Source organism: Vibrio sp. RM-41-2B (assembly GCF_024744415.1).
In the GTDB taxonomy this organism is placed as follows: domain Bacteria; phylum Pseudomonadota; class Gammaproteobacteria; order Enterobacterales; family Vibrionaceae; genus Vibrio; species Vibrio diabolicus.
In genome coordinates this window covers 172,763-192,405 of record NZ_JAMQWD010000006.1, presented here as the reverse complement: position 1 = coordinate 192,405, position 19,643 = coordinate 172,763, and the positions used below count along the sequence as shown (strand labels likewise).

At 43.1% G+C, this 19,643-nt stretch carries 17 protein-coding genes; 13 read left to right on the top strand and 4 right to left on the bottom strand.

Going from position 1 to position 19,643, the window contains the following annotated elements; genetic code table 11:
• Positions 1-85 precede the first annotated feature (85 nt).
• The 3 genes from NB463_RS05970 to NB463_RS05960 form a co-directional block, all read right to left on the bottom strand.
• Positions 86-1,060, bottom strand: a complete 975-nt coding sequence (locus tag NB463_RS05970) for a Wzz/FepE/Etk N-terminal domain-containing protein (RefSeq protein ID WP_258430388.1) — start codon at positions 1,058-1,060, stop codon at positions 86-88.
• 100 nt (positions 1,061-1,160) lie between these two features.
• On the bottom strand, positions 1,161-3,863 hold the full coding sequence (locus tag NB463_RS05965) for an SLBB domain-containing protein (RefSeq protein WP_258430389.1): 2,703 nt from the start codon (positions 3,861-3,863) through the stop codon (positions 1,161-1,163).
• 64 nt (positions 3,864-3,927) lie between these two features.
• A complete protein-coding gene (locus NB463_RS05960) occupies positions 3,928-4,446 on the bottom strand; it encodes an outer membrane beta-barrel protein (protein ID WP_025795463.1) in 519 nt (172 codons plus the stop codon).
• 404 nt (positions 4,447-4,850) lie between these two features.
• Here NB463_RS05960 and NB463_RS05955 point away from each other — a divergent pair, with 404 nt between their 5' ends.
• The 13 genes from NB463_RS05955 to cysN all read left to right on the top strand — a co-directional run bounded on the left by NB463_RS05955 (position 4,851) and on the right by cysN (position 18,724).
• Positions 4,851-5,072 carry a hypothetical protein gene (locus NB463_RS05955; protein WP_005535462.1) on the top strand — a complete coding sequence of 74 codons (222 nt, stop codon included), beginning with the start codon at positions 4,851-4,853 and terminating at the stop codon, positions 5,070-5,072.
• 68 nt (positions 5,073-5,140) lie between these two features.
• On the top strand, positions 5,141-5,821 hold the full coding sequence (locus NB463_RS05950) for a YjbF family lipoprotein (RefSeq protein ID WP_053809519.1): 681 nt from the start codon (positions 5,141-5,143) through the stop codon (positions 5,819-5,821).
• On the top strand, positions 5,818-6,579 hold the full coding sequence (locus NB463_RS05945) for a capsule biosynthesis GfcC family protein (protein ID WP_053809520.1): 762 nt from the start codon (positions 5,818-5,820) through the stop codon (positions 6,577-6,579). Before NB463_RS05950 ends, NB463_RS05945 begins: the two co-directional genes overlap by 4 nt.
• Complete coding sequence (locus tag NB463_RS05940; RefSeq protein ID WP_257082671.1) at positions 6,576-8,771, top strand: YjbH domain-containing protein; 2,196 nt, start codon at positions 6,576-6,578, stop codon at positions 8,769-8,771. The genes NB463_RS05945 and NB463_RS05940 overlap by 4 nt, the downstream gene beginning before the upstream one ends.
• A 148-nt stretch (positions 8,772-8,919) precedes the next feature.
• Positions 8,920-9,861, top strand: a complete 942-nt coding sequence (gene rfaD / locus NB463_RS05935; protein WP_017634969.1) for an ADP-glyceromanno-heptose 6-epimerase — start codon at positions 8,920-8,922, stop codon at positions 9,859-9,861.
• Positions 9,862-9,988: 127 nt separating this feature from the next.
• Positions 9,989-10,975, top strand: a complete 987-nt coding sequence (gene lpxM, locus NB463_RS05930) for a lauroyl-Kdo(2)-lipid IV(A) myristoyltransferase (RefSeq protein ID WP_017634970.1) — start codon at positions 9,989-9,991, stop codon at positions 10,973-10,975.
• A complete protein-coding gene (locus NB463_RS05925) occupies positions 10,972-11,694 on the top strand; it encodes a glycosyltransferase family 25 protein (protein WP_053807624.1) in 723 nt (240 codons plus the stop codon). Before lpxM ends, NB463_RS05925 begins: the two co-directional genes overlap by 4 nt.
• Positions 11,691-12,746, top strand: a complete 1,056-nt coding sequence (gene waaF, locus NB463_RS05920) for a lipopolysaccharide heptosyltransferase II (protein WP_257082670.1) — start codon at positions 11,691-11,693, stop codon at positions 12,744-12,746. Before NB463_RS05925 ends, waaF begins: the two co-directional genes overlap by 4 nt.
• The gene (waaA, locus tag NB463_RS05915) at positions 12,740-13,984 is read left to right on the top strand and encodes a lipid IV(A) 3-deoxy-D-manno-octulosonic acid transferase (RefSeq protein ID WP_053808650.1); all 1,245 of its coding nucleotides are present in this window, start codon (positions 12,740-12,742) and stop codon (positions 13,982-13,984) included. The genes waaF and waaA overlap by 7 nt, the downstream gene beginning before the upstream one ends.
• Positions 13,984-15,720 carry an SLC13 family permease gene (locus NB463_RS05910; protein WP_053808651.1) on the top strand — a complete coding sequence of 579 codons (1,737 nt, stop codon included), beginning with the start codon at positions 13,984-13,986 and terminating at the stop codon, positions 15,718-15,720. The genes waaA and NB463_RS05910 overlap by 1 nt, the downstream gene beginning before the upstream one ends.
• Before the next feature lie 29 nt (positions 15,721-15,749).
• Entirely contained in the window at positions 15,750-16,664 is a 915-nt protein-coding gene (gene cysD / locus NB463_RS05905) for a sulfate adenylyltransferase subunit CysD (RefSeq protein ID WP_049534422.1), read from the top strand.
• Between the two features lie 2 nt (positions 16,665-16,666).
• Positions 16,667-17,296, top strand: a complete 630-nt coding sequence (gene cysC / locus NB463_RS05900; protein ID WP_053808652.1) for an adenylyl-sulfate kinase — start codon at positions 16,667-16,669, stop codon at positions 17,294-17,296.
• A gap of 12 nt (positions 17,297-17,308) precedes the next feature.
• Entirely contained in the window at positions 17,309-18,724 is a 1,416-nt protein-coding gene (gene cysN, locus NB463_RS05895; RefSeq protein WP_258430392.1) for a sulfate adenylyltransferase subunit CysN, read from the top strand.
• Between the two features lie 37 nt (positions 18,725-18,761).
• Here the strand turns inward: cysN and NB463_RS05890 are convergent, their stop codons facing one another.
• Positions 18,762-19,637: a glycosyltransferase family 2 protein gene (locus NB463_RS05890; RefSeq protein ID WP_053808654.1), complete on the bottom strand. Its 876-nt coding sequence runs from the start codon at positions 19,635-19,637 to the stop codon at positions 18,762-18,764.
• Positions 19,638-19,643 lie beyond the last annotated feature (6 nt).

Here is a 19,643-nt window from a genome sequence, read left to right as displayed (position 1 = left end):
AAAAATATCGTTACAGGAGCATGAACTCAGTTTTATTTCAAGCCCCCATCAATCTCTGTATGATTTGCTTTGAGTCAACAACTCATCACTTCGACTCTAACTTGTCTCTTTTAGTAAACACGAAGCGGATTAGCACAATCATAATACCCAGCATACCGCCAAGCAGTGTACCCGCAATACAGATCAGAGCCCTTTTAGGTGACGCTTTTTCTTCTGGCACAACTGCTGGATCGATTACTTTAAATACGAATTCTTCTTGAGCTTCAGCAAGCATTAGGTTCTTTGTCTGCTCTTCAATTAGCTTGTAAAATGCAGATTGCATATCAGCAACAGCCGTTTTCTGAAGCTGTTCACTCAAGTAAGTTAGATTTTTATTAGTATCTCGAATTGTACGTTCACGCATGACTTGGTTAATATCTTCAATCAGCCAATTAACCCATTGTTGAGCTACATACGGTGAGTAGTGGTTAACCGATAGTCTAAATAAACCAGACTCTTTATCTGGCTCAATACTCAAAACCTCAGTAACGAATAAACGGTAGGCCTCTTGAGCTGTAGGCTTAACTCCCTTTAGTCCTTGAGGTTTTCTCAGCCAAACTTGTTTCTCTTCATCGTAAAGTTCATCATCTAGTATTAATTTGTTGGAACCCACGTCCCAGCCTTTGCTGCCCATAAGAGGAACTAAAATGTCATGTTTCTCTACAAAAGATTCAATAAACTGACGAGACTTAATGACTTGAACAGCTAAGTCAGTTTGATTGCTTTGGCTTGGTAAGCTCACTCCGGCAAGTGACGCCAATCCGCCAAGTTGACCAGACATAGCCGCCAAGCCACTAGCATTGGTGTCTTGCGTTGGAGATAAAAGAGCGTCTGCTCTGTAAATATTCGACTTTGATAGTGCAAATGCCACAGCAGCGACAGCAAAAATGACCGTAGTAACAATGATGATCCATTTCCCCTGCCAAAATGCAGAGAGTAATTCACGTAGGTCTATCTCATCTTCGGCAGGTATGTAGGTATGAGGATATGGGGGCAGGTTTGGGTGTTGCTCAGATTTCATTTTACTTTATCCCAGTCAATTAGCTTCTTGCTCATTGATTAAATACAGATACATACAAAATACGTGAGCCCAGACATCACTTAGACTCACGAATGTTTTTCTATTTCAATGCGTTAATTGCTACACCAGTTTGATATAGTATTTGTGTAGCCGCGGTCCAAGTACTCAACGCATCGCGGTAATCCGTATCAATAGGTACAACAATTGTGTCGCCAGCTTTTAGCCCTTCTTTGTTATTTCCAAACCAATAACCTGATGAAGGCTTGTAAACAGAACCATCTGCACGCACTACAAAAATGCGATCTTCGTCCGCTTGCTTTTTAGCACCACCCGCTTTGTTCAGATAATCATCGACGTCAAGTTTGTTATCTAACAAGTAGGTAATTGGAACCTGAACTTCACCCATAATTGATACTGTGTTTCGGAAAGTCGGAACAAAGAGGAAGTCACCGTCCTCGAGCATAAAGTCTGCTGAACGCTCGCCTTTTAAAATACGGTTTAACTGTACCACCATACGGCCAAGTGCTTTGCTGCGACTTGCTTCTTCAACAAATGCTAACGTTTTCTCTGGGTCTGAAATTACAGAACCTATATTGCTATCTGCTCGGAACGTCTTCTTCGCGGTTTCTTTTCGCATATCTGCGGCGTATTGGTTTAAAAGCTTCTGCTCTTGTAAACGCAATGCTTCACGCGTAAATATTGCTCCTTGAGGGTGAGCAAACTCTGTCAGACCGCCAGCTCGATCCAATAACTCACTTAAGGTTTCACCTTGACGCACGGTATAGGTTCCAGGGAAGCGAACTTCACCCTGTAGAGTTACTGTGCTTTGTAGCTTCACATTTGGCTTTTCTAAGATGTTCAAACGATCTCGGCCCACGATAACTGCATCGTCTGAAGCACTGCCTTGGATTGCTTTACGCAAATCAATACGTTCAACATCAATATACGTACGCTCATCCGCACTATTAATCGCGGTTCGCGCTAGTTCTGCATTAATTGTGAATGCGTTGTAAGTTAAACCACCAGCGGCTTCAATAAGCGTTGATACCGTCATTCTTGGAGTGATCGGGTAGCGCCCTGGGTGCTTCACTTCACCAAAGACTTCAGCAATTTGAGGGGCTAGCCCCAAACGAGACTGTTGCTGAAGTTGTAACAACACTGGGGCAAGTAAAGTGCGACGAGTGTTTTGCTTCAGTTTTTCAAAGTCTTCTTCCGTAATCTCTTTGCCACGGAATATGATCTTAGCTGGTTTCGCCAGCTCAGTAGTGTTCTGGTTGATAACCATACCGTCTGCTGAATGCGAAACGGCAACAGAAGAGCTCATCACTTCTTGTTCTTTCTGTTGTTCCAGCTCAGCTTGCTCTTGCGCTTGCTCCAATGTTTTTGCTTTTGAAACAGCCTCTTGTGTTGCCAATGTATCCAAATCTTCGTTATTAAAGCGGTTGAAAACCAATATACGATCTCGTGATTGTAACTGGAGGTTGTCTCGGCTACCTGGTGATAGAATTGCGTTGGCTAAACTTAGTTGGAACACTTCAATATCACGCTGTGGATTAATCTCTCTTACCACAACGGCATAGTTAACATCAGCTGTAGAATTAAAAGCGGAGTCAACAGATTTGAAAAGATCGGCAACACGAAGGCCATTGCGCCATTCCACATAGCCAGGATGACGAACATCCCCCTCTATCTGCACGTAACGAGTAAGCTCTTCGCTTTTTTTCAAGATCTTGATGGCGTCGCCATTTTTAACTTTACTCTGTCGATCTTGCGTTTTATTGAAATCAAGCGTCAAAGCCTCACGAGCGCCATGTGAAGCGTAGCGTTTTATCTCCAACTGCTCGACATGAGCATTCGCAGTAAAACCACCTGCCATCTGAATAAGTTGTTGGTAAGTTTCACAGGGCTTGACTTCATAAATTGCCGGACGGTTGATCTCGCCCTCTATAGACACTGTATCGTTAACAGAACCAATTAAAACAACATCATCCGGTAGTAAGCGCACATCATTACTTGCATCACCTTTTAGTAAAAGGTCATACATATCCAACTTACGAATGATTTTACCATCACGCTTTAGCTGGATATCTCTCAGCGCCCCACTCTCACCAAAACCGCCGCTGTAATAAATAGCTTGTGAAATTGTCGTTAATGCGCTAACCGTGTAGGCACCAGGCTTATATGCATCCCCCATTACAAACACTTGCATGGTGCGTAATTCACCCAATGAGATATCACTGCGCACACCAATCATTTGCTCTTTTACACGTTGCGTCAGAGAGTCTCGAACATCAGAAAAGTGCATGCCAGCAACATTTACCGGCCCAAGTGAGGGGAAGTTGATTGTGCCCGCACGATTTACGCGTAAACGATGCGTTTCATTCTCCTTACCAAACAACTGCACAATGATTTCATCACCTGCACCCACGGTGTAATTTGCTGGCACAGGAACATCACTGATCGGAGCAAAGGTGCTTGGAGAACCAGCAAAAAGATCTAAACCAAAGCGTTTAAGCTCTTCCTGCTCACCTTTTTTGAGCCATTGTTCTTCGATATTGGAAGATACAGCGCCACTAGCTTCAGTTCTAGGTTGGATTACTTGCGGATTTTCGTAAGGAGACTTGTTTGAAGATGAACTAGAAGGAATGGAGAAACCATACTTACTCGCCAAGGCCTTTTGTTGGTCGGCGGGTAGATTTTGAAACATTTTCATTTGTTCTGGAGTGGGTGTTTGTGCCATTGAATAAGACGCAAACGTACTTGCCAATATAAAAGCGGCAATAGAGAAATATCCTTTAAACATGGTATGTCACTATAATAATTGAATAAAAGACCCTAGCCCCAAGTTTGAGCTCTAGGTATTTAAATTAGAAACGGTGCTGAAAACCCAATGTAATCGAGTTAAGGCGAACTTGGTCTTCAGAGACGTTATCAACGAACTCAAATATCACCGCGCTTTGGTTATTTAAAGCGTAGTGCATACCTAACCCAAAACTAAATCCTTGTTCTTTGTGAGAACCTACATTTTGTAGATCAAGCTGAACGCTTGAATACCCAGCTAAACCATAAAGTGCAACTCGCTCTGAAACCGGCATATTCAACTTAACAAAGCCGCTCAAAGCGCTATCAACGGCAAGACCACTGTCACGTTGAACTGATGTCCCATAACGCCCTTCTAAGCCAATATAGTCATTAAAGAAATAACCAGCTTGTGCACTAAGAAGAAAAGGACTCCCCTCTTTTACGGACTCAGAAGACGAGCTTTTCAATTCTGCATTTGAGTAGCTCACTAACGCACCAGCATAAAAATCGGCTGACGCTGAAAAAGAACTCAGGCTTAAGCCCAGTGCACTAAGTATTCCTAAACAATGCTGCTTTCTTATCACGTAAAAGTCCCTAGTACTGGTAATAATATGGGCTGCCAAAGCAAAGTTAAGCGTGCTATGCAGGCCATTAAATACTGAAGAGTTGCCACGCTACCGCCCTGAGGCGTTGAGCGTAAGCCACTGTATCGCTTTCTATATGGTGTAAGTAAAAACGACCTATTGACTCCAAGCCTCTAGTGCTGGAGGAAATAGGCCGACAAATTATGCACTCTTGATAGTTTATCAGCAAGCAAGGGAGCAAGATAACCGCACAATGTCACGCTGGTGTTAGAAATGAGATCGTAAGCCATAGCAAAATAAGAAACTATTTACATGCTAAGGCTTTTTTATCTAGAATATAATTTGGAGCATTTTTTATGCTACCAAACATCGATGTTTTTATACCGGATATACAAGGATTAATAATGAAGAATACAGCTCTAGCTATTCTTATGGCTTTAAGCGCATCAACTGCATTTGCAGCAGAAGAAGCAGGTTCAGCAGGCGCAGCTTCTGCCTCTGCAACAGGCACAACAGCTGTAGCAGTAGGTGCGGCAGCAGCAGTAACTGTAGTAGCAGTTGCGGCGTCAGATAGCGACTCAACATCTACTTCAACATCTACTTCAACTTCTACTTCTACAAACTAATTTCGTTTTGTAGATAGAAGATAATCGCCCTGAATGACTCAGGGCGATTTTATTTGTAAGAGGGAATAATGAATATCTTCCGAACGTCTAAATGGATACGCCCACTTCTCACTCTTCCGCTATTCACCTTACTCTTTGGCTGTACACAAAAGTTCAATGATGTATCAGCCACAGTCCAAGAAGCATACGGTAACTACATCGATGTAGAGATGACCCCAGAAGAAATAAAAGCCGTTCCTTATGCCAGTGCCTATTTAAAACTTGGGAATCAAAAACAGGTCTTTGTTGTTTTAGCTTTTGCAGAGCGAAATCCTCTCAATGGAAGAATACAACTGAAATGGGTAAGTGCTGACAAAGCTATGATCGTTACGGAGAATGGGCATATCGTCAAAACGATAGGTCTGCAGAATGGGGACTTAGCGGGTGTTTATGGTGACGTGCCAGATTTTTCTTCAGATTCAGCCTCCGTGAACTACACACTCTCATATGATTGGGCAAAACAATACCGTTATGGCTTTCCTGCACATGTAACGCGTTCTTACTCAGGCCAAGAAACGTTAACAACACCAATTTCTAACGCGATGACTAGTGTATATAAAGAAGTCGTTGAGTTTATTAGTCTTTCTCAATCGGTCGAAAACCTTTATTGGGTTAATGAACAAGGTCAGGTTGTCAAAACCTTACAATATTTAGGACCGAAGATGATTCCGGTTGAGTTAACCATTTTAAAGGGGTATAGCAAATCATGAGCAAGCGACTACTCACATTATTATTCGGTTTGGTCATGCCGCTTTTGAGCACACATGGCTTCGCTCAAACAGAAACCTCTACTACACAGCCATTAAATGTTAAGTTACTGGAGGTAAGCAAACAGCTACAATTCCAAGAGCCTGCTCGTTTAGAAAGTGTGTTAGCACTTGCTACGGAGCAAAACGTCTCACTACAATACTCTCTTGGTACGACTTTGTTTGATAAATCAGATCATGCCGAGAAAACCTCTACCGCTTTAAAGAACTCGGTACTCAATCAAATGATTCAACACAATTTGGTTGCACATCCATTCTACAAATTTATTCAGAAGCAAAACTTTGCACCACGCTTACTGTCTGCGATCGATGTTGATAAAATTCGACTAAATAAATTCGACAATCCGCTTTTGCACGGCAATTACCTTCTCGCAAGCCCTCTACGCGAAGAAAAAGTGTATTACCTGGGAAACCTAAATAGAGTGTATTCCATTAAGGAGCAGGCAGGCATCCCTTTGCAGAGACAGTTAGAGAATTTGAAAAGTAACATTGGTACGTTCTCAACACCGCCAGTGTTGATCTACCCAGATGGTCACGTAGTTAAGCCGCATCACGGAGCTTGGTTAACAACACAATATTACTTACCACCTCTGACATTGGTATATATTCCGTTTGGTGAACTTGAATACTCCGAAATGGACCAAGACATTGTCCGCCTACTCACTCAACTGATACCAAATTCCACAAAGAGACCGCAATGATGCCAATTAGAAAAAGCTTAACCCTTTCTTTAATGGGCCCAGCATTGGTTTGGGCTCAAGACATGCCCTTTGAGGCTCCCACGTTACAGCCTTCTCAGTCTGACTTTGGTGGTGTTGGCTTAATGCAGATGCCAACCGGACGTATGGCCCCTGAAGGGGAATTCAACTTTTCTGTCACAGGTAGTAATGAGTACCTTTTTTACAACGCTACAATACAGGTGATGCCGTGGGCTGAAGCGACTATTAGATATACAATTGTCGATGGACTTCCATACTGTACGGATCCACGATTTTGTGGAGATAACGAATACACAGATAAAGGTATTGATTTTAAATTCAGGCTTCTAGAAGAAAGTCAATATGTACCAGAAGTGTCCTTTGGTGTTAGAGATTTTGCAGGTACTGGCCTTTTTGACTCTGAATATTTTGCCGCAACCAAACAATACTCCAATAGAAGTGTAGGGACACTTGATCTTACACTCGGTATTGGCTGGGGTTCTTTAGGCACCAGAGGAAATATCACCAATCCAGTATGTAAGATCTCTGATCGATTTTGTTCTCGCCCAGGTGATTATCAACTAACAGGTGGAACAACAAACACTGACCGTTTTTTCAAAGGCCCAGCTGCTTTATTTGGAGGTATTGAGTATCAGACTCTGCACGAACCTTTACGCTTAAAAATAGAATATGACAGCAATGATTACAGCGGGGACTTTCCTGTAACAAACGGTGGCGTGGACATGACTCCACATACACCGTGGAACTTTGGTGTACTCTACCGTCTAGGCATGGCCGATTTTCGTTTAAGTTACGAACGCGGAGACACGTTGGTCGCGGGCTTAACGCTAAACACTAATTTCAATGACATGCCATCATTCTGGCGAGACACACCAACACCAGAAGTAGAAAGCAATCAGCCAGAAGAACTGTCTGATGTTGACTGGGAACGTGTAACAGAAGACTTAGACAAAATTGCGGGTTACCAAAACACTCGCATTTATGTTGATGACAACACCGTAACTGTCGTTGGTGAGCAGAAGAAATATCGTGACCGTACAGAGGCACATGAAAAAGCGGCGGCTGTACTTCATAATGGAATGCCTGAAGATATTGATACCTATGCGATCAATGAACGTAGCCGAGGCTTAGTCGGCGAACAAACGATTATTTCCAAGGAGAAATATCGCGACTTTGCCCAAGTTAATTACATCAACCCCAAAATAGAAGATGCAACCGCAAAAGCTAACAATAAGCCAAGTGGAGAATCTGTCTATGATGGTTTTGAACGTTTTGATTGGGGCTTTGCACCGAAGCTTGTTCAAACTCTCGGTAACGCAGAAGACTTCTACCTCTTTAGTGTAGGGTTAAGCGGTAATGCCTCATACTGGCTGACGGACAACCTTGAAATAGGCGGCTCGTTATACTGGGATTGGTATAACAACTACGATAAGTTTAATTATGTCACTCCACCTGATGGTACTACCGTTCCCCGGGTTCGTACCATGTTCCGTGCTTACCAAAATGAGCATGCTGTAACCATGTCAAACTTACAATTGACTTGGTTCCAAGAGTATTCCGATACCATGGATCAGCAATTCTACGCTGGCTATCTGGAAAGCATGTTTGCAGGAGTCGGTACCGAGTTTCTTTACCGACCACAAGGAGCTAACTGGGCGATTGGCGCTGACGTCAACTTAATTTCTCAACGTGATCCACAAAGTTACTTCGGTGTTTACGATGAGAAATGGCAAAACGTGCCAGAATATGGACGTCCGTTCCAAGTTATTGATAAAGGATTCACTGGTTTTGTATCTGGTTACTACTACCCTCAATGGGAATTCCTGCAAGATTTGATGATCCAAGTCGATGTTGGTCAGTTCCTAGCTGGCGATGTTGGTACACAAATCAATGTTTCTAAGCAGTTCAAGAGTGGCGTAATTGCTGGCGCCTTTGCCTCATTTACAGACTTGTCTGCGGACGAATTTGGTGAAGGTAGCTTTACTAAAGGTTTCTACTTGTCGATTCCGTTTGACATCATGACCGTTAAGCCAAGTAACAATCGTGCGAACTTTAGTTGGCAGCCTCTTACTCGTGACGGAGGGCAGAAGCTCGGCCGTAAATACAGCTTAATTGAGTTAACCGACGAACGAAATCCTTGGTACCAAAGACCTAACCGTTCGGATGTGGAATAATAAAATAATCAAGGGAGCTGCGGCTCCCTTTTTCATATCTAGATACTAAGTCATAGAAGACTAAAACCTATCTTCCTGCTTCCAATAGCGCTACTTTTCGTTTCTTGCTAGAATTCCTGAGAAAATTTTAATCTATGGTGGAAGTTCTATGATCATCGTAACTGGTGGCGCTGGCATGATCGGCAGCAACATTGTTAAAGCACTAAACGAAGCTGGTATTAACGATATCCTGGTTGTCGACAACTTAAAAAATGGCAAAAAGTTTAAGAACTTAGTTGATCTGGACATCACAGATTACATGGATCGTGACGACTTTCTGACCCAAATTATGGCAGGCGATGATTTTGGTCCGATTGAGGCAATTTTCCACGAAGGTGCTTGCTCGGCAACGACTGAGTGGGATGGTAAGTATATGATGCTAAACAACTACGAGTACTCTAAAGAGCTGCTTCATTACTGTTTAGATCGCGAGATTCCATTCCTATACGCTTCTTCAGCAGCCACTTACGGCGATACAGATACTTTCGTTGAAGAACGCGAATACGAAGGCGCACTGAATGTATACGGTTACTCGAAACAGCAGTTTGATAACTACGTTCGTCGCCTATGGCAAGACGCTGAAGAACATGGTGAGACCCTTTCTCAAATCACCGGCTTCCGCTACTTCAACGTATATGGCCCACGTGAAGACCACAAAGGTAGCATGGCATCAGTTGCGTTCCACCTAAACAACCAACTTAACGCAGGTGAAAATCCTAAATTGTTCGCGGGCAGCGAATCATTCAAACGCGACTTCGTTTACGTTGGTGATGTCTGTAAAGTAAACCTGTGGTTCTTAGAAAACGGCGTATCAGGCATTTTTAACTGTGGTACTGGCCGTGCTGAATCTTTTGAAGAGGTAGCAAAAGCAGTTATCAAGCATCATGGCAAAGGCCAAATTGAAACCATCCCATTCCCTGAGCACCTAAAAGGCGCTTACCAAGAATTCACACAAGCGGATCTGACCAAACTGCGCACCGCAGGCTGTGATGTTGAATTCAAGACAGTTGCAGAAGGCGTTGCCGAATACTTGACTATCCAAAACAGTTAAGCACCACAAGGTGGTAGAACCATAACCTGCCACCTTTACTCAAATGCAATAGCCTGTATCATTCCTAACTATCTTTTTTCTCATTTAAACCACTTCGCCCGTACACGAATAGGTAACTAGACACGCCATGACCATAAAACGTGATGACTTCGACCCTAAAGCATATAACCCTGAGTTTAAGCGCCACTTTCTGTCGCCTAAGTACTGGGGCACGTGGTTAGGTGTTATCTTATTTTTACCTTTATCATTAATGCCACTGGGTTTACAAAAGTGGTTGGCGAAAACCATAGCCAAAAAACTGTCGAAATCCCACAAGGGGCCAGCTCACCGAGCGAGGGTTAACTTTGAGCTGTGTTTTCCGGAAAAGTCGTTCCAAGAACGTGAAGCTTTGATAGAAAAAACACTCTACACAGCGGCCATGTTCTTTTTTCGCTTCGGGTTACTAAGTTTACGCTCACCAAAGTGGCTTCAGAACCGTTGCCAAATTCGCGGCCTAGACATTTTACGACAGCACATTGATAACAACGAAAATGTGATTTTAATGGTTCCCCACTCTTGGGCAATTGATGTGCCTGCTATCTTGCTCGCTTCAATGGGAATGCCAGTTTCTGCAATGGCGAAGAAACAAAAGAATGATGTTGCTGACTGGCTGATGCACAAGCAAAGAGTTCAATACGGTGGTCGTGTTTATGAACGCTCAGGTGGCATTAAGCCTTTTCTGAAATCCATTCGAGATGGCTATGTGGGGTATTATCTACCCGATCAAGATCACGGCCCAGAGCATAGTGTGTTTGTCGATTTTTTTGCCACACGTAAAGCAACGCTACCTGGTTTAGGCAAAATTGCAAAACTATCACGCTCAAAAGTATTGCCTCTATTTGCGTCGATGAACACAGAAGACGGTACGTTTGATATTGAGATTTTACCGGCGTTTGAGCTGGATAAAGGCGAAGAGCAAGACGCTCGTACCTGTAATGAAGCTATTGAATATTTTGTCGGTGATAAACCCGAACAATATATGTGGGTACTGCAGTTGCTGCACTCTCAAGAAGACGGCAATAACTATTACAATTTGTTTAAACCAAGATATAACAGCGACTGGAAAGTGCAGTGAAAGTATTTGTCGTAAGCTTGGCTCGATCGCTGGATCGCCGAGAACGTATTGAAGAAAAGTTAAAACAACAAGGCATTACGTTTGAATTTTTTGATGCCGTAGATGGCTCTGTTGACCGTTTTCTTCATTCAGAAAAAAGTCGTCCAACCATTACTCTACGCCGCAAAGGGTATCAATTAAAAACCAGTGAAGTCGCCTGTTTTGCAAGCCATTACGAGTTGTGGGTTCGCTGTGTTGAGCTTGATGAACCGATCGTCATCTTAGAAGACAACGTCGACCCCGTAGAAGGGCTGAAGCAAGTACTCGAACATACCCTTCCATTGACTTCTAATTATGACTACATCAAGTTGTCCGCCACTCAGAAGCGTGTATTCACCCCAATCGTACCTATTGATGATAATCATATGCTAGGGGGATACTCAGCAGGCACTTGTGGTACCACCGCTTATATCGTCACACCTAAAGCAGCCTCAAAGTTTGTTATGCATGCTCAAGAGTTTATTGAACCAGTCGATGACTACATGGAAAAACCATGGAGACATGGTGTTCAAGTTTACAGCGTGTCTCCAGATCTTTTTACTAGAGCTGAGATTGCTTCGACGATTGGTGGGAAAAGAAAAGATAAATCCAAAATGACTCTTGCGAATAAAATATACGCTGAACTTTTTAGAACTTATGAGTCAATTTTGAAATTCCTATACTGGAAAAACAAAGCATGAAGATTTTAGTCATTGGCCCTGCGTGGGTCGGCGATATGGTAATGTCGCAATCGTTATATATCGTATTAAAGCAACGTCATCCAGATAGCCAAATTGACGTTATCGCTCCAGGATGGTGTAAACCGATTCTTGAACGTATGCCAGAAATCCACCAAGCGATTGAAATGCCTATCGGTCATGGTGAATTTAACTTATTAGGCCGCAGGGAAATTGGTAAATCATTACGTGAAAAGCAATATGACCACGCCTATATCTTGCCTAAATCAGCGAAATCAGCACTGATCCCATGGTTTGCCAACATTCCTCTTCGTACTGGCTGGAAGGGAGAAATGCGCTATGGTTTATTGAATGACTTACGCCCCAACATGAAGTCTTTTCAATACATGGTAGAACGCTATGTAGCATTAGCTTATCCAAAAGCAGAGATGGTGGACTCCAACTCCCTTGGCGGGCTTGAAACCTTGCCCCGCCCACGCCTTGCAATCAACGCGGCTGAGCAACAAGCCACGCTCAAAAAGTTCAACTTAACGCAAGACCAACCAATCATTGGACTGTGCCCAGGAGCAGAGTTTGGTCCTGCCAAAAAATGGCCCGAAACACACTACGCTGAAGTTGCGACGCAAATGGTTCGATCTGGGCATCAAATCTGGTTGTTTGGTTCTCAAAAAGACTTAGAGACTTGTAACAATATCCGCGCACTTGTCCCGACGCAATTCCATGAGAACATTCATGTTCTAGCAGGACAAACCAGCTTAATTGAAGCGGTCGATCTACTTGCTGCATGCAAGACTGTTGTCGCGAATGACTCAGGCTTAATGCATGTGGCTGCTGCGGTTGGTTGTAATGTTGTTGCCGTGTATGGCTCAACTTCACCGAAGTACACCCCCCCACTCGCAGAAAAAGTGGAGATTGTTCATACCGATATTGATTGTCGCCCTTGTTTCCAGCGTGAATGTCAATACAAACACCTTAAGTGCTTGACAGAACTTTCGCCTAAGCAAGTGCTAGATAGTATCCAAAAACTTGACGCCATTACGATAAGCTCATGTTAGTTCGTATTGTTTATACCTTACTACTCGCTCTAGCGTCACCGCTGCTTTTATTTGGTTTGTACAAGAGCAAACCAAATAAGCCTAAGTTCGGCTCTCGCTGGAAAGAGCACTTTGGCATAACCCCCAAGCTAAAAAGCAACGACAAACCTATTTGGATACATGCCGTATCTGTTGGTGAAAGCATAGCAGCAACACCTTTAATCAAAGCCCTTAAGGAACAAAACCCCGAACAGTCTATTCTAGTTACTACAACAACAAGTACTGGAGCTGAACAGATTGCTAAGTTGGGTGATTTAATTGAACACCGCTATATGCCAATTGACTTTGGGTTCGCTATCAAAGGTTTTCTTAAAGCAGTGCAACCAAAACAGATGTTGATCATTGAGACTGAGCTGTGGCCAAACACGCTTCACAATGTTCACAAAGCGGGTATCCCTATAACTGTCGTGAATGCGCGCCTATCTGAAAAATCGTGTCAGAACTACGCCAAAATACAGCGGCTTTTTAACCAGCTTCATCCATGCCTAACTCAAGTACTCTGCCAAACGGATTCAGATGCAGAGCGCTTCGAACGCTTAGGTGTTGAGAAAAAGAAACTATCCGTTACTGGCTCGATTAAGTTCGATATTCAAATATCAGAGCAAGTGAAACAACAAGGGCAGCAGCTTCGAGCCCAGCTTGGAAACGATCGTCCGATTTGGATTGCAGCTAGCACCCACAAAGGCGAGGACGAACAGGTATTAGATGCACATAGACAAGTTTTAAAATCTCATCCAAATGCATTACTTATTTTGGTTCCTCGACATCCAGAACGATTTGATGATGTGTTTGCGCTTTGCCAAAATTCCGGCTTCAATAGCACCAGAAGAACCAATGCTGCAATAGTTAACGCCGATACACAGGTATACCTTGCTGATACTATGGGTGAAATGCTGATTCTCCTTGGTGCCAGTGATGTTTGCTTTATGGCTGGGAGTTTGCTTGGGGATAAAGTTGGTGGACATAATGTGCTTGAACCAGTCGCACTCAACGTTCCAGTGATATCAGGCCCTAGTTACTTCAACTTCAAAGCGATTGTAGAAGACATGATTGCTCTGAATATTATAGACATTACCGATAAAACTCAGCTAGCGAGTAAAGTACTAGAGCGCTTTCAACATAGTAACTCTCAGCAAATGAGTGATTTTATTCAAGGCTATTTAAACTCGACTCAAAAAACAATTGAAGCAATTAAATAATGTCACAGACCCATTCAGCCTACTTTGTCATTACCGTTTTTGTGATTGCAATAATTGCCCTTGTCACAAGGTATCAAAACAAACCTGAAAAGGTTTTTGGAGTAGTTTTGCTTGTTTTATATAGCAGCAGATCCGTATCGACAGAGCAACTCATTAGCAGTATTGCCAATCCTGGCGTACTTACGCTGGTACTACTTATCATCTGCTCGCTAGCTTTAGAAAAGACCTCACTACTTCGTAGAATCTCGCAATTAGTCATCAAACCTAGCTATAAATCTACCTGGGTTCGACTGTTCTCGATAACCACATTGTCTTCAGCATTTCTAAACAACACAGCGGTGGTCTCCACCATGATCGCCCCAATACGTGCCAATGCCCTTCACCCAGCCAGCAAACTGCTACTTCCCCTATCTTTTGCTGCCATCCTTGGCGGAACACTAACGCTGATCGGCACTTCAACAAATTTAATCGTCAACAGTATGGTGCTCGATGCTGGGCTACCTAGTCTCTCCTTTTTTGATTTTTCACTTGTTGGCAGCATTGTTGTACTTGGGTGCGGGCTCACCCTGTTTTTACTTAGCCATTGGCTACCTATCAACATTGAACGAGCAGATACTCAAGCTCAATACTTCATTGACGCTGAGGTAGAACCAAACTCCCCACTTATCGGTAAAACTATTCAGCGCAACGGGCTGAGAAATCTAAACTCTCTGTTTTTAGTCGAGATTCATCGCCAAGGAAGAACTATTTCACCAGTATCACCACATGAGTTAATAGAGGAAAATGATCGCCTATTATTCTGTGGAGAGATTAGAAAAGTAACTCAGCTGAATCACTTCCCGGGCTTATCACTCTTTGCTCATAAAGGCGAAAGACTAAGTCATGATCTCAAAGAGGTAGTGTTACGCCCTGAAAGTGCTTTAGTAAATAAGACCTTAAAACAAATTGGCTTTCGCGCTATGTTCAACGCTGCAGTTGTCGCGATCCGACGCGATGGCCACACGGTTTCCGGAAAGCTCGGTGAAGTTACCTTAAAAGCTGGTGACTATCTGGTACTCGCTGTAGGTGATGACTATCACCAGCGAAATAACATCGCTAAAAACTTTATCCAGCTCCAAGCGCTAAAAGCCGATAGGCTGCTCAAAGGACCACAAGAAATTGTCGCTGTTCTTGGCTTTTTTAGTGCTATCGCCCTCGCAGCTATGGAGATAGCTCCACTGCTGCACAACCTGATCTTGTTGCTTGGTGTTCTACTATTAACTGGAGCACTGAAAACGAATGAAATTATACGAAGACTACCAGTCCAGATATGGCTAGTCATTTCATCTGCACTTTTGTTGTCTCAGGCATTAGATAACAGTACAGCAGTCGATCTCCTGCGGAGCGCAATGACAGAGCAAGCTGAGTTTATGAGCCCGTTGTCAGGGCTTATCATGGTTTACTTGGTCACTTTATTGCTAACGGAGTTGGTCACCAACAATGCGGCGGCGGCCTTAGTCTTCCCCGTTGCTTATGCCCTCGCGACGAGTCTAGATGCAAATCTTCACAGCTATATTTTAGCTGTCGCGTTCGGCGCAAGTGCAAGCTTTATTAGCCCATATGGATACCAAACCAACTTAATGGTTTACAATGCAGGTCAGTACTGTATCAAGGATTATATAAAGATTGGGGTGCCGATGAGTATTACGTATAGCGGTTTAGTATTAACGGCTATCACAACTATCTATGGCGTTTAACTCCCTCATCGAATCAAAGAGAGGCCGGAATGAAACTTTCTCCACAACGAATGACTCACCTTAAACAGCTTGAGGCAGAATCTATCCATATTATGCGTGAGGTAGCTGCCGAGTTTGATAACCCAGTGATGCTTTACTCTGTTGGTAAAGACTCTTCAGTGATGCTACACCTTGCACAGAAAGCCTTTGCGCCTGGCATTCCCCCGTTTCCACTTATGCATGTTGATACCACATGGAAATTCAAAGAAATGATTGAGTTTCGTGACTACATGGCGAAAAAGCTTGGTATGAAGCTGATTGTGCACCAAAACCCAGAAGGGCTTGCGATGAACATCAGCCCATTTGTGCATGGCAGCTCAAAGCATACTGATATCATGAAGACACAAGGCCTAAAACAAGCCTTAGATAATCATGGCTTTGATGCTGCTTTTGGTGGTGCTCGTCGTGACGAAGAAAAGTCTCGCGCGAAAGAGCGTGTTTACTCTTTCCGTGATGAACATCACCGCTGGGATCCTAAAAATCAACGCCCTGAGCTTTGGAATATCTACAACGGCAAAGTAAACCAAGGCGAAAGCATTCGTGTATTCCCTCTTTCTAACTGGACTGAGCTGGATATTTGGCAATATATCTACCTAGAGAGCATCGAGATTCCAAGCCTGTACTTTGCAAAAGAGCGTCCTGTCGTTGAGCGTGATGGTATGTTGATCATGAAAGATGATGATCGCATGGAGCTTCGTGAAGGGGAGACGGTAGAACAACGCATGGTTCGCTTTCGTACACTGGGCTGCTACCCATTAACGGGAGCGGTTGAATCTCAAGCAACAACGCTACCAGAGATCATTCAAGAGATGCTGCTTACAACCACTTCTGAGCGCCAAGGCCGTGCCATTGACCACGATAGCTCTGGCTCAATGGAGAAAAAGAAACGTGAGGGTTACTTCTAACTATGACCTCGCCGTATCAAAAGAAGCGCAATGAGTCTGTGAGTGACGATGTGGTGTGGCATAACACCAGCGTAACTCATGAAGATCGTGTTGCGCTTAAGCAGCAAAAGCCTGTTGTACTTTGGTTTACCGGACTTAGTGGCTCAGGAAAATCGACCGTCGCCAACGCGGTAGAAAGCAAGCTATTAGCGTTAGGTAAACATAGTTACCTTCTTGATGGTGACAATGTGCGCCACGGTCTAAACAAAGATCTTGGCTTTAGTGATCTAGACCGTATTGAGAACATTCGCCGCATTGGCGAGGTGGCTAAACTATTTGTCGATGCCGGGAACATTGTTCTGACCGCGTTTATTTCGCCATTTATCTCAGATAGAGAGCAAGTGCGCCAATTAATGCAGCAAGGCGAGTTTTTAGAGGTGTTTGTTGATACTCCACTCGAAATCTGCGAGCAAAGAGATCCTAAAGACCTGTATAAAAAGGCACGCGCAGGTGAGATTAAACACTTCACAGGCATCGACTCTGAGTACCAAGCGCCTATATCTCCAGAAATTCACATCAAGACAGCAGAGCTGTCTGTCGAAGCGTGTGCCGACCAAGTGATTCGAGCGCTCACTGAAAAAGAATACATTTAAAAGGAAGTCATTATGTCTCATAGCTCTGAGCTTATCGCTAAAGACATTGAAGCGTACCTAAACGTACATGAAAACAAAGACCTACTTCGTTTCTTAACTTGTGGTAACGTTGATGACGGCAAATCTACACTGATTGGTCGCCTGCTATACGACAGCAAGCTGATTTATGAAGATCAAATGGCCGCGATCGAAAAAGATTCTCAAAAGTTCAATACGACAGATGAAGCGTTCGACTTAGCGCTACTAGTCGACGGTCTACAGTCCGAGCGTGAACAAGGCATCACGATTGATGTTGCCTACCGCTACTTCTCAACCGACAAGCGTAAATTCATCATCGCCGACACTCCAGGACATGAACAGTACACTCGTAATATGGTTACGGGTGCTTCTACCTGTGATCTTGCGATTGTAATGGTTGATGCTCGCCACGGTATCCAGACGCAAACACGTCGTCATAGCTATATCTGTAGTCTACTTGGAATTAAGCACGTTATCGTTGCCGTTAACAAAATGGATCTGATGGACTACAGCCAAGAGGTGTATCAGAAAATCAAAGCCGATTACCGAGATATGGCAAAGAACTTCAACATCAAGGATATCCGCTTTGTGCCAATCTCTGCTCTAAAAGGCGACAATGTTGTAACTCCAAGTGAGAACATGGATTGGTACCCTGGCGCTACATTAATGAAGCTGCTTGAAACGGTTAAGATTAACCAAGACATCAACACTGAAGTCATGCGCTTCCCAGTGCAATATGTCAATCGCCCAAACCTAAACTTCCGTGGTTTTTGTGGCACCCTTGCTTCAGGCATTGTACAGGTTGGTGATGAGGTTACTGCTCTTCCATCGAACAAAGTTTCTCGCATCAAATCTATCTTTACCTTCGATGGTGAGCTAAAAGAAGCAATGCCGGGTCAAGCGATCACCCTAACGCTTGAAGATGAGATCGATGTGTCACGCGGCGATATGCTTGTCCACTCCAACAACATTCCAGAGGTTGTAGACGCTTACCAAGCTCATATCGTTTGGATGGATGAATCTCCGATGCAAACGCATAAAGAATACCTATTCAAATTTGCGACTAAAACCTGTACAGGTAAGGTTTCTCAAATTGAGCATAAGGTTGATGTCAATACACTTAAGCAGCATGATCATAAAAATACGCGCCTTGAGTTAAACGAGATTGCACTCGCCTCAATAAAGCTTACCGATAAAGTTGCAATGGATGTTTATCAGCAGCTACCTCAAACTGGCGCTTTTATCATTATTGACCGCATTAGTAACGTGACTGTCGGCGCCGGTATGGTGTCATCGATACAATTAAACAATACTGAAGAACCAGCTCGTGTTTACTCAGAAGCAGAGAAAGAGCTCAATGCTTATGTATGTAAGCACTTCCCAGAGTGGGGCTGTGTAAAAATAAACTAAATAAATAGGTGAGCCATAAATATATCGCTCACCTATTTTATTGGGAAGGGTTAGAGAATATTAGATTTCTGATCCTCTCCTTTATCGCTTTCCTCTGAGATTTTCGCGCTCTTTTTTTATATTTTCTTATTCGATTGCTAAATGACTTTAAGTTAACTCCATCCAAGTCTTGTTTTAGTGACTCCAAACTGTTGGCCATTGCTAACAAAAAGTCTCTCTGATTTTCGTGAGAGGACGAGGATATCCTTGTTGAAAAAGAATCTTTTTGATTAATTCTATATACAGACATTGGTTCAGGTAAGTAGACTCCGCCTCCTTTTACAGAAGACATAATCTGCATAAAATAGTCTCCACATGGCATTAATTTAATAGTGCTTGATGAAGCTAGGGATAATGCAGACTTACGGATAAATAAAGATGCTGTTGGGCAGTAATCACCATCTCCTAGTATAACTTCATCAGTAGAAACGTAATGGGTTCCCTCAAAATGATTTGAGACTAGCTCTCTATTGCCTTCTGGGTCCTCTGAGTATGCTGGGTGAAAGCAAAGGTCTATATTTGGGTTCCCCTCTAAAGCATCAAATTGTTTCTGTAGCTTTGTATTATCTATCCAATAGTCATCACCTTCGCAAAAAGCTAAATACTCCCCTTTAGCCTTTGGTGATAAGTGTGACAATGCTAGGGTTCGGATACCTTTAGAGTAAAGATTTTCATCAGTATACATTCGAACTATGTTCGAATGCTTTTCACATATCTCATCAATAATTTCTCTACTATTGTCCGTAGAGAGATCATCATAAACAATAACTTCAAATTCGAAATCACAGGACTGGTTGAGAAAGCTATTAATTGTTTTCTCAATATATTTAGAGTGATTATAACAAACACAAAGAATTGAAACTTTAACAGACATATTATT